Genomic DNA, 13,262 nt, shown 5'->3' with positions numbered 1-13,262 from the left:
TTTGCGGGACGCCTTTCGCATCGACGGCAATCACCTTGAACAGTTCACGGTCGGATTCGAGTTCCTGCTGATAGTCCTCTGCCGTGTCCAGCAGCAATTCGAGCAGCTTCTGACGGTGTCGTATAGACGAGCAGAGGACCTGCAGGATCGAGCGACCGCGCCGCGGCCGGCCCGGAGCGCGACAGAATGTCGTTTTGCTGCTAGCGGACGTCGTGTTCGCGGCATGCGCGCGAGGCGGCGGACCGCTACATTCGAAGGAAGAAAGCCCGCCACGTCGCTATAACCGTGCCGCACACGAAGAACGAGACTCAGCCCGAATGAAACAGGCATGCGAACCGGCGGCCCCTCAGCCGACAGGCGCGTCCTTTTTATCGGACGCGCAACCGCTTACCGACCGGTGGCAAGGCACGGGTTCTCTCAGCGCCGCTGTCCAGTCGGGCGAGCCGGCCGTGGGCGCCGAACCCGCCGCTTCTGTCCTCGAGGCCGCGCCGGTCGTCGGAAGCTTGCGCTCGACTGCGGTCCTCCTGTTGGGCTACGCGATTCTCATCACCGGAAACGGCCTGCTCGGCACGCTCATCTCGCTGCGCCTCATCCAGCAGCAGGCGCCGTCGATCGTGGTGGGGGTCGTGCAATCGGCGTATTACATCGGCTTCCTGCTGGGCGCCATGTATGGCGGCGCGCTGATCACACGCGTCGGTCATCACCGCGCGTTCGTCACGTTCGCGGCGGCCTCGGCATGCTGCGCTCTCGGCTACGCGGTATGGGGCGCGGCCGCGATGTGGGCCGTTCTGCGCTTCGTCACGGGCTTCTGTCTTGTCGGCATCTTCACGGTCGTCGAAAGCTGGTTGCATCAGGTCGCGAGCAACGCTCAGCGGGGCCGCGTGTTCTCCGCCTATCTGATCGCCAACTATCTCGGTGTCGGCACGGGGCAGTTCCTCATCGGGCTTGCGGACCCGGGCAGCTTCGAGCTCTTCAGCGCCGTCGCCGCTTTGTTCACGGCGTCGTTGATCCCGGTCGCGCTCGCAGGCACCGCGCCAGCAACCGCCGGCGCGCTCGACGCTTCTCGTTCCGCATATGGCTCGCGTCTCGCGCGCGGGCTTGCAGGGCTGGGAAGCATCTATCGTTGGGCGCCGCTCGGCGTAGCCGCGTGTCTGTCGGCCGGCGCGCTCAACAGTGCGTTTTATACGATGCAGCCTGTGTTCATGCGGCGCGTCGGCTATGCGGTGGCGGACGTGTCGCACTTCATGGGCTTCGCGCTGCTCGCGGCGCTCGTGCCGCAATGGCCGGTCGCGCGGCTCGCCGACCGGTTCGACCGGCGCAAGGTGCTGCTATGTCTCGCGACAATCGCCGGCTCGCTGAGCGTGTTGTTGTTCCTGCTGCGCGAGGACGGGTTGATCCGGGCCTTCGGCTATCTCTATGTGGCGGTGGCGTTCTCCATGTACGGCGTCGTCACTTCGTACGTGAACGACTGCATTCCGGCCGATGAGCGTGTCGCCGTAAGCGCCGGTCTGCTGCTGATCTTCTCTGTGGGTGCGAGCGCCGGGCCGACACTTGCCTCCGCGACGATGGCGGTCGCGGGCCCGTCCGGGCTCTATCTGTTCACGGCGCTCGTCACAGGTGCGCTCGCCATGCTCACGGTGCGCAGCGTGTCGCGTCAGCAAGGGCGATAACCGGAAGCCACGCGTGCTCACAGGCGAAGCGTCGAGCCTGAGCCGTCGTCCGGCGAATGGCGTCCAGCACATCCTGCCAGCCACCTTTCCCGAATTCTCCAAGATCTCCTCGCGGCCGCGACCTGTCGCTTGAAGGACGGGGATTACCCTTAGCTGTTCCTCGTCCGAGCGCCATTCCGTAAGGCGAATGCGCCGCGCCCAAATCGCGATGTCGCTTTTGTGACAAACGACGTCGAATGCAGATGAAGGGTTCCCAGTTTTGTCCGGCTATCTTTGGCGCATAGCGAAGCACACCGACACGCGCCTGAAACAGGCCGTCAACGCCGGAACGGGAGACAACGTGGAAACCCTTGCTTTCATGCTCGACAACTGGGCGTCGATCATCAGGCTCACCGTCGAGCACGTTGAGATCGTCGGCGTCGGTGTCGGTCTCGCCATTCTCACAGGCGTGCCGCTCGGCATCGTGATCACAGCGAATGCGCGCGCCGCGAAGATCGTGTTGTACCTCGCGGCGATCCTGATGACCATTCCATCGGTTGCGTTGTTCGGTCTGATGATCCCGGTTCTGTCGGTGATCGGCCAGGGCATCGGCTTTCTGCCGACGGTCATTGCGCTGTTTCTCTATTCGCAACTACCGATCGTGCGCAACACGTACACGGCGATCACCAATATCGACCCGGCGTTGCGCGAAGCCGCGCGCGGCATTGGCATGACTACGCGCCAGCGTCTGTGGAAAGTCGAGATTCCCATTGCCCTGCCCATCATCATGGCCGGCGTGCGCATGGCCGTGGTGATCAATGTCGGCATTGCCGCCGTCGCCGCCTATATCGGCGCCGGCGGGCTCGGCAAGCTGATCAGCCGCGGCATCTCCCAATCGGACCCGCGTCAGCTGATTGCCGGCGCGATTCTCGTGAGCGTTCTTGCTATCGCCGCCGACTACGGCCTCGGCTGGGTGCAACGTCTGCTGACACCGAAGGGCCTTCGCAGCCCGTCGCGTACCGGCAGACTGGCATTGCGTCTCGGCGCGTGGGCGTCGTTCCGTAAATCTCCTCATCACGCGCAATAACCATGATCAAGCTCTCCAGCATCTCGAAGCGCTATGAAGGCGCGAGCGCCCCGGTGGTCGACGGCATCGACATGGAGGTCGGCGCGGGCGAAATCTGTGTGTTGCTCGGCCCGTCAGGCTGCGGCAAGACGACCACGTTGAAGATGATCAACCGTCTGATCCAGCCGAGTTCGGGCAAGATTTTCATTGACGGCCGCGATACCGACGAGTTCGAAGTGGTCGAATTGCGCCGCCAGATCGGCTACGTGATCCAGCAGATCGGGCTGTTCCCCAACATGACGGTCGAGGAGAACATCAGCGTGGTGCCGCGTCTGCTCGGCTGGGACAAAGCGAAGGCAAAGCGCCGCGCGGCCGAATTGCTGGAGATCGTGGCGCTCGATCCGTCGATCTATCTGTCGCGCTATCCGAAGGATCTTTCGGGCGGCCAGCAGCAGCGCGTCGGCGTAGCCCGCGCGCTCGCGACCGACCCGCCCGTCATGCTGATGGACGAACCGTTTGGCGCAATCGACCCGATCAACCGCGAGCTGATCCAGGACGAGTTCCTGCGCATTCAGCAGCAGGTGAAAAAGACGATCATGTTCGTGAGCCACGACATTGACGAAGCGGTGAAGATGGCCGACCGCATCGCCATCTTTCGCGCAGGCAGGCTCGAACAGTTCGACACACCAGACACGATTCTCGCAAGGCCCGCGAGCCCGTTCATTGCCGGTTTTGTGGGCGCGGACCGAGCATTGAAGCGCCTGCGCCTCGTGCGTGCCAAAGACGCTTTGTCGGCCTGCGAGTGCGCCGCACGCGTGGGCGACAGCAGCGAGCGCGCACGGGCGTTGCTCGAACTGCACGGCGTCGAACAGATCGTGTTGCTCGATGCAGCGGGCAAGCCGCAAGGCTGTCTCAACGCTGCGGCGCTCAGCGAGATAGAGGGCACGCTGACGGCAGCTCACGCGAAACCGGTGCACGGCGTGGCGCGTCATACCGACGACCTGCGCAGCGTGATTTCGTCGATGTTCGCACTCGGGCAATCCTGGCTGGCGACGGTCGACGAAGACGGCCGCTTCGTCGGTTACGTGAGTCAGGCGCACATTGTCGACATGTTGCGTCTGCCGGCGGAGGCCTGAGCATGAGAACGCTACTCTCACGCTGCGCTGTCCTGTTCGCTTGTGCTGCGCCGCTGCAAGCGCGCGCGGACAACTGGCTTCTATCCATTGCGCAATATCGCAGCGATATCGTCTACCAGTCCATCACACAGATGACGATGGTCGCCATCGCAGGCGGGCTTGCAATCGTCATTGCCGTGCCGCTGGGCGTCTATCTGAGCCGGGAGTCGGGCAAACACGCCCGTGTCGGTCAAGCGCTCCTGCAGACGCTCAACATGGGGCAGGCCGTGCCAAAGCTCGCGCTGCTCGCGCTCGCTATGAGCGTGCTCGGCATCGGCCGCTGGCCGTCGATCTTCGCGTTGTGGGTGGCCACTTTATTGCCCATCGTGCTGAACACGCTCGAAGGCTTGCGCGCGGTGCCGCGCTCGCTGATCGAAGCGGCCACCGGCATGGGCATGACACCGACGCAGGTCTTATTGCGCGTCGAGTTGCCCAACGCGCTTTATGTGATCTTCGCGGGCATTCGCACCGCGCTCGCCATTACCGTCGGCACGGCGCCGCTTGCATTTCTCGTGGGCGGCGGTGGACTCGGTGAGTTGATCTTTACCGGCATCGACATGAACGACTTTTCGATGCTGCTGGCAGGCGCGATTCCCACCGCGGTGCTCGCGGTTCTCACCGACGTGCTCATCGGCCAGATGCAGGTGCATCTCGTGTCGCGCGGCGTCACTCCCCAACGCTAGTTCAATCACACGCATACGCGTTTCTTCGAGGACATCATGAACACTGCCTTCTTCAAGCGGGCCTGCGCGCTCGTTGCCCTTTCTCTTGCGTCGTCGTGGACCATTAGCTGCGCGGCCGCAAATGTCGTGGTCGGCGGCAAGAACTTCACGGAACAGCAACTGCTCGCCGAAATGACGACCGAGCTATTGCAGGCCAAGGGTTTCACCGTCACCAAAAAGGACGGCCTGGGCAGCGCGGTGTTGCGCGCGGCGCAGGAGAATGGACAGGTCGACGTGTATTGGGAATACACAGGCACGTCGCTGATCACGTACAACAAGATCAATGACCGCTTGTCGCCGGAAGATACCTACAAGAAGGTAAAGGAACTGGATGCGGGCAAGGGCCTGGTGTGGCTCGATCCTTCGCGCGCGAACAATACGTATTCGTTCGCGATGAATCAGGACGAAGCGAAGAAGCTCGGCATCGTGACCTTGAGCGATCTCGCGAGAACCATCAAGTCCGGCAAGACGCTGAGCTTTGCGTCTAACTCGGAGTTCTATGCTCGCCCCGACGGGTTGCGTCCGCTGCAAAAGCTGTACGGCTTCGAATTTTCGCAGGACGAGGTCAAGCGGATGGACTCGGGTCTCACGTATCAGGCGCTGAAGGACCGTCAGGTAGACATCGCGCTCGTTTTCGCCACGGATGGCCGCGTGCTGGCATTCAACTTCGTCATTCTGAAGGACGACAAGGGCTTTTTTCCGTCCTATGCGCTCACGCCCGTGATCCGCAGGGCGACGCTCGACGCCAATCCGAAGCTCGGCCCGATCCTGAACTCGCTCTCGGCAAAGCTCGACGCGCCGACGATGGCTCGTTTGAACGCATCAGTCGATGTCCAGAAGAAATCGTTCAGCGCAGTCTCGCATGACTTCCTGAAGCAAGCGGGTCTGCTGTAACGCTCGCGACCCGATCCAACCTGAGAGACAAGAACATGCCTTCGTCTTCCCTCGACGCGCCGCGAGACAGCGCGCTGAAAGTCGCCGCCGCGCAGATCGACAGTTCCTACGGCGATCTCGACGCCAACCTCGGCAAGCATCTGAGCATGATCGCCGAAGCGCGCCAGCGCGGCGTCATGTTGCTGCTGTTCCCCGAATTGTCGCTGTGCGGACATAGCGCGGGCAAAGACGCGCTGCAGCTTGCACTGCGCGTCGATCACCCGGCCATTGCGGCGCTTGCGGAAGCGAGCGTCGGTCTCTACACGTCGTTCGGTTTCATCGAAGAAGCGCCAGGCGGCCAGTTCTACAACAGTCAGGCGACTGTGACGCAAGGAAGGATCGTGCACGTGCATCGCAAGATTCAACTGGCGACCTACGGCAAGCTGCGCGATGGACTGTATTACGCACCGGGAGCGGAACTTGGCGCATTCGGGATCGACCGCGACTGGCGCGTCGCCACGCCCATCTGCAACGACCTGTGGAACCCCGCGCTCGTGCATGACCTGATGTGCGACGGCGTGACGCTGCTCGCCGCGCCGATCAGTTCAGCGCGCGAGGCGGTGGGCGGCGGCTTCGACAATCCCTCTGCATGGGAACTGAACCTGCGCTTCTACGCGGTGACCTACGGGGTCGCCGTGGTAATGGCGAATCGGATCGGCACCGAAGGCATGCTGCGTTTCTGGGGCGGGTCGCGCGTTCTCGATCCGTTCGGCAACACAGTCGCTATGGGCTCGACCACCGAGGAAGAACTGGTCGTTGGCGAAGTCGATTATGCAGCGCTGCGCGAAGCGCGTTTCCTGCTGCCTACCGTGCGCGATTCACGGGTCTATGCGGGCCGCGGCATCCGTGCGGCTCAGTCACACGTCAACACCTGAAGCGTCGTCCGCCATGCAAGATTTTCTCCTTACCGACGAAGACCGCGCGTTTCGCGCGGAAGTGCGGGCCTTTCTGCAGCGCGAACTCGCGCCGCGCGCCGCCGATATAGAAGACCGCCGCGACTGGGACGCCGTCAAACGTGTGGTGCGCGCACTGGCCGAAGCCGGCTATCTGCGACTGATGTTCGCGGACCTGTACCGCGGCTCGCTGACAAAGCCCGGACTCACGCACGCGACGATATTGTCGGAAGAAGCGTCCGCGATCAACTATGCATTCGAAACGACCATTGCTACGGCGTTGAGTTGCGCATACCCGTTGCATCGTCACGCGAGCGAGGCATTGCGCGATGCGTATCTCGAACCGATTCTGGCCGGCCGCGCGGTCGGCGCGATCTGCGTGACCGAGCCCGGCACGGGGAGCGATTCCGCTGACATCCAAACGCGCGTCGAATACGACGCACGTACCGACGAATGGGTCGTCAACGGCTTCAAGCGCTATATCTCCAACGCTTCGGTAGCGGACGTCTATATCGCCTACGGCATCACGCCGCGCGATGGCACGTCGAAGCCGGGCATCACCGCGGTGGCCGTGCCGAAGGACGCCCACGGCATCAGCTTTCCGCGCAACTATACGTTCATGGGCCGGCACGGCTGCATCGTCGGCGAGGTCAGGTTCGACAATTGCCGCGTGCGCGCCGATCACCTGTTGGGCAAGGCGGGCGAGGGCTCCGCGATCATGCGCGGCATGTTCAACTTCGAGCGCGCGATTCTGGGCGGCTCGGGCCTCGGCGTCGCGCGCAGCGCGTTCGAAATCGCGCGTGCGCATGCGCAAAGCCGCAAGACATTCGGCCAATTCCTCGGCTGCAAGCAACTGATCTGGGACAAGATCGCGCAGATGAGCTGGCGCATCGACGCCGCCGAGCTCATCACCTATCGCGCCACCAAGATGTACGACGCCGGCGCCGACGGAAAGGCACTGATGAAGGAAGCGGCAATGGCCAAGCTCGTCGCAACGGAGACGGCGAATTTCTGTGTCAACGAAACGGTGCAGATATTGGGTGGCGATGGCCTCACCAAGGAATACGGCCGTGCCGAACAGCTGTATCGCGACGCACGCGCGCTGACGATTGTCGGGGGGACGTCGGAAATGGCGAAATACCTGATCGCGTCGCGCGATCTCCCCGATCTGAAGATCAACCTCTGAGCGCACTCCATTTCCATCATGCTGACCATTACCTCGCTGTTCGAAAACACGGTCGCGAAGTACCCCGACCGTCTCGCGCTGGTCTGCGGCGACGCGCGCTTTACCTACGCGCAGTGGGACGCGCGCGTACGCGGACTCGCGCAGGCGCTGTTCGACCTGGGCGTGCGGCAAACGGACCGCGTTGCAATTTTTCAAAAGACGTCCGACGCAACGGCCACCGCTTATCTTGCCTGCCAGTTGCTTGGCGCGATCGCCGTACCGATGAACTACCGGCTGTCCGCGAACGAAGCGGTGTTCATCATCCGCGATGCCGGTGCGCGCGTGCTGATCTACGACGACTCGATGCAGCCGGTCGTCGTGAAGATCGAACAGGGTCTGCCCGATCTGCGCATCTACGTTCGTGTGACAGGGCATGCAAGCCCCGGCGATGAGCCCGATCATTACGATGCGCCCTCGCATCATCACGACTTCGATGCGCTGATAGACGGCACGCGCCATCGCGATGCGCCGCTGCCTCCGCTCAAGCCCGACGATATCTCCGCGCTCGTGTACACGTCGGGCACGACGGGGCGCCCGAAAGGCGCGATCCACACGCATGGCAACGACGTGGCGATCGCCACGAACTGCGTGATGGAGTACAGCCTGACCAGCACCGATTCGGCGCTCCATATCGCGCCGCTTTACCATGTCGGCGGCATGCAGGCGTATTTCATGCCGCACCTGATGGTCGGCGCGGCCAACATCGTGCTGCCGCGCTACGATCCGCAGCGCACGCTCGCCGCGATCGCGCACTATCGCGTCACGACGCTCTTCGCCGTGCCGACGCAGATCCAGGACATGCTGTTTCATCCATCGTTCACGCAGACCGATCACAGCAGTCTGCGGATGATCACCACAGGCGGCGCGGCCATTCCCGCCGCGGCGATGCAACGGGTGATCGATGAGTTCTGTCCGAACGTGTACAACGGCTACGGCATGACGGAAGCGAGCCTCACGCTGCTCCTGCATCCACGCGATGCGCTCTCGCGTCTTGGGTCGTGCGGCAAGCCGACGCTGATTAGCACCTGCCGCGTCGTGACGAACGACCCCGATCGCGCCGTGCCTTCGACGGAAAGTGTCGAGCGTGGCGAGGTGGGCCAACTGATCGTGCGCGGCCCGCAACTTGCACGCGCGTACTGGAACAACCCGGGTGAAACGGCCCGGAGGTTTCGCGACGGCTGGCTCTATACGGGCGATTTGTTCAGCGTCGACGAGGGCGGCTATTTCCACTTCCGCGGTCGTGCGGACGACATGATCGTCTCCGGCGGCGAGAACATCTATCCGCGAGAAGTCGAAGAGGTGTTGTATCACTGCCCTGGCGTGCAGGAGGCCGCGGTGATCGGCGTGCCGGACGCGAAGTGGGGCCAGGCGGTGACGGCGTTCGTCGTGCGCAGCGACGCCCAGTTGACGGAAGACGCGATCATTGCATTCTGCAAGGCCAGTGACGACCTCGCGCCGTACAAGCGGCCAAAGAAAGTGCTGTTTCTTGAGCGGTTGCCGCTGAATCCGAGCGGCAAGGTGCTGCGGCGCGAGCTGGCTGCTTCGGTGGACCAGAATCTTTTGCGGACGGGAACGTGATCATGAACGAACCAGTACTTTACGAACTGGACGGCGGTGTTGCGACAATCACGCTGAACCGTCCTGAAACACGCAACGCACTGACTGAAATGGAAGTGGTCGATGCGCTCGTAGCGAGCCTCGAACGCGCGCAAGCCGATCTGAACGTGCGCGCAATCGTGCTGACGGGCGCGGGTCCCGCGTTCTCCTCAGGCGGCAACATCAAACACATGCGCGACGAGATCGGCACGTTCAGCGGCAACTCCGCGCGAATACGCGAGAACTACCGGCGCGGCATTCAACGCATTCCGCGCGCATTCCACGAACTCGACGTGCCTTGCATCGCCGCCGTCAACGGACCGGCGCACGGCGCGGGCTGCGATCTCGCACTGATGTGCGATATCCGTATCGCGGCAAGCAGTGCGCTGTTCGCGGAAAGCTTTGCAAAAATCGGCATTATTCCCGGCGACGGCGGAGCGTGGTTGCTGCCTCGCGCGATCGGGCTCTCGCGCGCAGCCGAGATGATTTTCACGGGCTTGCCTATCGATGCGCAATGCGCGCTCGACTGGGGCCTCGTGTCGCGGGTCGTGCCGGACCCGGAACTGCTGTCCGCGGCGAAGGAACTGGCGGCACGCATCGCAAGCAATCCGCCGAACGTGTTGCGCATGAGCAAGCGCCTCATTCGCCAAGGACAGCGGATGGACCTGCCGAGCCTGCTGGAACTTTCGGCGGCGTTCCAGGGAATCGTGCATCGCACAGCGGATCACCGCGAGGCGCTTGCAGCAACTTTCGAAAAGCGCGCGCCGAATTACACTGGCGATTGATGTCGGTCTGACAGGTAAATCGCAACGAACGAGGCGATGGACCGGCGCGGCGCAATATGCGACAGTTTTGCCACCTTGGCCAATCCAGCATGGACATGCGCAGGACAATCAACGACGAGAGGCCGCAACCCGCCGCCGCGCGCCATGCGCAGTTGCCACCGGCGGGCGGGGGCGCACTCGCTGCCGCGCACACGCAGAGCGCGGCGGATTCCAGCCACGAGCGGCGGCCCGGAACGCAACGCATCGGTTTCTTTCTGGTGCCGAACTTTTCGATGATGGCGCTCAGTTCCGCGAGCGAGCCGCTGCGCGCGGCTAACCGGATGAGCGGCAAGGCGCTCTATAGCTGGCATCTCATCAGCGCCGACGGCGAGCCGGTGTCGTCGAGTTCAGGATTTTCGCTGCAGCCTGAATCGGCAATGACCTCGTCCATTGCTGTCGATCAACTGTTCGTGGTGGCAAGCATCGGCGTGGAGAACTACCGCAACGAGCGGGTGTTCGATTTTTTGCGCCGCTACGCCGCGACAGGCAAACCGCTCGGTGGCGTCAGCCTCGGCACGATGATCCTGGCGCGCGCCGGGCTTCTCGACAAGCGGCGTTGCACGATCCATTGGGAAGCATTGAAAGCGCTCGCCGACGAGTTTCCCTCGCTAACGGTCACGCGTGAGCTTTACTGCATCGATGGTGACCGACTTACATGCGGCGGCGGCACGGCCGCGATCGATCTGATGCTGGACGTCATCGCTCGCGCGCATAACCATCGGCTTGCTGCCGATGTCGCCGACCAGTTTCTGCATACGCGTATTCGTGCGTCACAGGAAAGCCAGAAGATGGCGATTCAGTGGCGCTATGGAATCGAGGATCGGCGCATCGTCAACGCGATTACGCTGATGGAGCAAAACATTGAACGCCCCGTCGCCGTGCAGACGCTTGCTTCGCTAGTCGGCATTTCGCCTCGCCAGTTCGAGCGAATGTGGCTCAAGCATTTCGGCATGGGACCCTCGCAGTTCTATCTCGGCGTGCGCCTGAAGGCGGCGCAAAAGCTTCTGCATGAATCGACATCGTCCATTTTCGACATTGCGATGCAGTGCGGGTTTGCCAGCGCCTCGCATCTGGGGCGGTGTTATCGGAAGCTCTTTGACATCACGCCCGGACAGGAACGTGCCGCCAGGGGCAAGTGAAGTTGCCATTGCGATAGGGCTGTCGCCGCAACCCGGCACTTATTCAGGCATCCCCTCGCTTGCATCGTCGATCAGGTGCAGCGCAACGGCCGGGTCGTCGATCGTATGGATCGCGAGCATCGCAAAACGTGCGAGAAACAAGGATGCGTTGGCCTCGCCCAGTTGCGTCATGGTCTTGCACAGTCGGGTATAGATGGTATCGAGGTCGCTGTCGGTCATGGCGTTCTCCTTATCAGATCGATCGTGATCACGTGTGAAGGGCGTGGTGGATGGCCGCGGTAATGTCCGCAGCTGCTGCCGCATGCCAGCGTCCGAGCACATGACCGTCAGGACGAACCAGATAGACGGTGCCCGGTTTGGCGCCGAACATGGCAAACAGCCTACCCGTGTGGTCCCAGTTGTGATCGCGTCTAGTCTCAGGATGCAGATGCGCAGTCAGGGGAATCACCTTGAACGGCAGGGTCTCGCCTTGCAGTGTTTCTTCGAGCGCAGAGAACTGCGCGGGTACCCTGCCGTCTTCGCTAAAATACAAGGCCGTGAAACAGGGGGTGACAAGGTCTGTCAGGTGAGCTGCGCTCGCGTTACCGCCCTCGACGATCGTCAACGGGCACTCGGGGAGAACGGCGCCGGGCACCGGCCCCCGCGTAAATGCGCCGGGCTCTGTTTCCGCAGCATTTAGCGGCGACGCGGTATACGTGATTGCCGAGGTCTGCCGCGGATTGATCAAGGAACGCACGCATTCATGCTTGATCGCGAGACTCAGCACGGCCTTGCGCATCAGATCGAAGGCGAACGACGGCGGCGCCATGAATTCTGTACTCTTTGTGCCGTAACTGAGGTTTTCGTGGGCGGCAAACACACGCTCGGCCGAATAGCTGTCGAGCAGTCCCCCGGACGCGAGACCCCGCACCACAAAGGCCAGTTTCCACGCCAGATTGTCCGCATCGTCAATGCCGGAGTTTGCGCCGCGCACCCCAAAAATCGGGACCAGGTGAGCTGCATCGCCACCAAATAATACGCGGCCGTGACGATAGCTTTCCAGGGTCAGCGCATTGGCCTTGTAGATGGTGATCCAGATCGGTGACCAATCGCCTCTCTCGCCCATCATGTCCAACAAGCTTTGCACCCGCGGGATCACGTTTTCCGGCTTCACCGCCTGTTCAGCGTCTTCGCCGTCACGCAGTTGATAATCGATGCGCCAGACATTGTCAGGCTGCTTGTGAACAAGGACGGTGGAACCCGGATTGGACGACGGGTCGAAGTAAGCCAGGCGTTCGGTCGGCCGGTCACTCTCAAGCTCGATATCGACGATCACATAGCGGCCCTCGTAGCTCGTGCCCTTGAGTTGCAGCCCTAGCGCCTCGCGAATCGTGCTGCGCCCGCCATCGCACGCGACGACCCAGTCCGTGTTGAGCGAATAGGGGCCTTCGGATGTCGCGAGGTTCAGCGTGCAGCCGTCCGCACGCGAATCGATCGAGGTGACCCGCGTCTGCCAGCGGATGTCAATCAGATCCGCTTTCTTTTCTGCGGCGTCCAACAGGAATTGCTCGATATGGTATTGGGCGAGGTTCACCATGGGCGGCAGCTTTTGATCCTCGTCCTGCGGCATCTTGAAATGCAGCACTTCAGTGTCGCGGTAGAAGCTGCGCCCGCCAGCCCACGGCAGGCCGGTTTTCAGAAATCCGTCCGCTGCGCCCAGGCGCTCGATGATTTCCAGGCTTCGGCGCGAGATACAGATAGCACGACTGCCGTAGCACACGGAGTCGTCGGCCTCGATCAATACCGAGGGAACGCCATGGTTCGCGAGGCCGAGGGCAACGGTCAGTCCGACCGGACCGCCGCCAACGATCGTAACCGCATGTCGCCTCGCCTCGATGCCGTTGTCCAGTTGGGGCACCTTGGCTGCGTATTTTTTTGCAGAAAAGGGATACGGTTTAAATTCCATTGTTTGCTCCTTAACGAATTCTTGGGCGAAGTGCGGCTGGGGACCGTGCATGGGCTGTATCTCGTCGCCAGACATTTGTCGTAGTTGGAGTCGCA

General features: G+C 62.4%; 12 protein-coding genes. 10 read left to right on the top strand and 2 right to left on the bottom strand.

Translation table 11 applies throughout. The features are described 5' to 3' along the window. The first annotated feature begins 317 nt into the window (after positions 1-317). The 10 genes from C0Z16_RS00430 (at position 318) to C0Z16_RS00385 (ending at position 11,222) form a co-directional block, all read left to right on the top strand. Positions 318-1,670 carry an MFS transporter gene (locus tag C0Z16_RS00430; protein WP_102630275.1) on the top strand — a complete coding sequence of 451 codons (1,353 nt, stop codon included), beginning with the start codon at positions 318-320 and terminating at the stop codon, positions 1,668-1,670. Between the two features lie 340 nt (positions 1,671-2,010). Further along, positions 2,011-2,736 (top strand): ABC transporter permease, encoded by a 726-nt coding sequence (locus C0Z16_RS00425; protein WP_102630613.1) that lies wholly within the window; start codon positions 2,011-2,013, stop codon positions 2,734-2,736. A 2-nt stretch (positions 2,737-2,738) separates the two neighbouring features. Further along, the gene (locus C0Z16_RS00420; RefSeq protein WP_102630274.1) at positions 2,739-3,851 is read left to right on the top strand and encodes an ABC transporter ATP-binding protein; all 1,113 of its coding nucleotides are present in this window, start codon (positions 2,739-2,741) and stop codon (positions 3,849-3,851) included. Between the two features lie 2 nt (positions 3,852-3,853). Beyond that, positions 3,854-4,573 carry an ABC transporter permease gene (locus C0Z16_RS00415; RefSeq protein WP_102630273.1) on the top strand — a complete coding sequence of 240 codons (720 nt, stop codon included), beginning with the start codon at positions 3,854-3,856 and terminating at the stop codon, positions 4,571-4,573. Positions 4,574-4,609: 36 nt separating this feature from the next. Continuing rightward, entirely contained in the window at positions 4,610-5,506 is an 897-nt protein-coding gene (locus C0Z16_RS00410) for a glycine betaine ABC transporter substrate-binding protein (protein WP_102630272.1), read from the top strand. Between the two features lie 35 nt (positions 5,507-5,541). Further along, positions 5,542-6,420 carry a nitrilase-related carbon-nitrogen hydrolase gene (locus C0Z16_RS00405; RefSeq protein ID WP_102630271.1) on the top strand — a complete coding sequence of 293 codons (879 nt, stop codon included), beginning with the start codon at positions 5,542-5,544 and terminating at the stop codon, positions 6,418-6,420. 13 nt (positions 6,421-6,433) lie between these two features. Next, entirely contained in the window at positions 6,434-7,624 is a 1,191-nt protein-coding gene (locus C0Z16_RS00400) for an acyl-CoA dehydrogenase family protein (RefSeq protein ID WP_102630270.1), read from the top strand. A gap of 18 nt (positions 7,625-7,642) precedes the next feature. Beyond that, complete coding sequence (locus C0Z16_RS00395; protein ID WP_102630269.1) at positions 7,643-9,241, top strand: class I adenylate-forming enzyme family protein; 1,599 nt, start codon at positions 7,643-7,645, stop codon at positions 9,239-9,241. Between the two features lie 2 nt (positions 9,242-9,243). Further along, positions 9,244-10,044: a crotonase/enoyl-CoA hydratase family protein gene (locus C0Z16_RS00390; protein WP_102630268.1), complete on the top strand. Its 801-nt coding sequence runs from the start codon at positions 9,244-9,246 to the stop codon at positions 10,042-10,044. Between the two features lie 95 nt (positions 10,045-10,139). Further along, complete coding sequence (locus C0Z16_RS00385) at positions 10,140-11,222, top strand: GlxA family transcriptional regulator (protein WP_244201120.1); 1,083 nt, start codon at positions 10,140-10,142, stop codon at positions 11,220-11,222. A gap of 39 nt (positions 11,223-11,261) precedes the next feature. Here C0Z16_RS00385 and C0Z16_RS00380 read toward each other — a convergent pair whose 3' ends face one another. Further along, on the bottom strand, positions 11,262-11,441 hold the full coding sequence (locus C0Z16_RS00380; RefSeq protein WP_102630266.1) for a hypothetical protein: 180 nt from the start codon (positions 11,439-11,441) through the stop codon (positions 11,262-11,264). 28 nt (positions 11,442-11,469) lie between these two features. After that, complete coding sequence (locus C0Z16_RS00375) at positions 11,470-13,167, bottom strand: FAD-dependent oxidoreductase (protein ID WP_102630265.1); 1,698 nt, start codon at positions 13,165-13,167, stop codon at positions 11,470-11,472. Between the last annotated feature and the right edge of the window lie 95 nt (positions 13,168-13,262).

Origin of the sequence: Paraburkholderia rhynchosiae (genome assembly GCF_002879865.1) — a bacterium.
Lineage (GTDB): Bacteria > Pseudomonadota > Gammaproteobacteria > Burkholderiales > Burkholderiaceae > Paraburkholderia > Paraburkholderia rhynchosiae.
This window is presented reverse-complemented; position numbering and strand designations above follow the sequence as displayed.

Bases quoted from the DNA above. Each gene is read 5' to 3' on its own strand.
- C0Z16_RS00430 (WP_102630275.1), top strand. From the start codon at position 318: ATGAAACAGGCATGCGAACCGGCGGCCCCTCAGCCGACAGGCGCGTCC.
- C0Z16_RS00420 (WP_102630274.1), top strand. From the start codon at position 2,739: ATGATCAAGCTCTCCAGCATCTCGAAGCGCTATGAAGGCGCGAGCGCC.
- C0Z16_RS00415 (WP_102630273.1), top strand. From the start codon at position 3,854: ATGAGAACGCTACTCTCACGCTGCGCTGTCCTGTTCGCTTGTGCTGCG.
- C0Z16_RS00410 (WP_102630272.1), top strand. From the start codon at position 4,610: ATGAACACTGCCTTCTTCAAGCGGGCCTGCGCGCTCGTTGCCCTTTCT.
- C0Z16_RS00405 (WP_102630271.1), top strand. From the start codon at position 5,542: ATGCCTTCGTCTTCCCTCGACGCGCCGCGAGACAGCGCGCTGAAAGTC.
- C0Z16_RS00400 (WP_102630270.1), top strand. From the start codon at position 6,434: ATGCAAGATTTTCTCCTTACCGACGAAGACCGCGCGTTTCGCGCGGAA.
- C0Z16_RS00395 (WP_102630269.1), top strand. From the start codon at position 7,643: ATGCTGACCATTACCTCGCTGTTCGAAAACACGGTCGCGAAGTACCCC.
- C0Z16_RS00390 (WP_102630268.1), top strand. From the start codon at position 9,244: ATGAACGAACCAGTACTTTACGAACTGGACGGCGGTGTTGCGACAATC.
- C0Z16_RS00385 (WP_244201120.1), top strand. From the start codon at position 10,140: ATGCGCAGGACAATCAACGACGAGAGGCCGCAACCCGCCGCCGCGCGC.
- C0Z16_RS00380 (WP_102630266.1), bottom strand. From the start codon at position 11,441: ATGACCGACAGCGACCTCGATACCATCTATACCCGACTGTGCAAGACC.
- C0Z16_RS00375 (WP_102630265.1), bottom strand. From the start codon at position 13,167: ATGGAATTTAAACCGTATCCCTTTTCTGCAAAAAAATACGCAGCCAAG.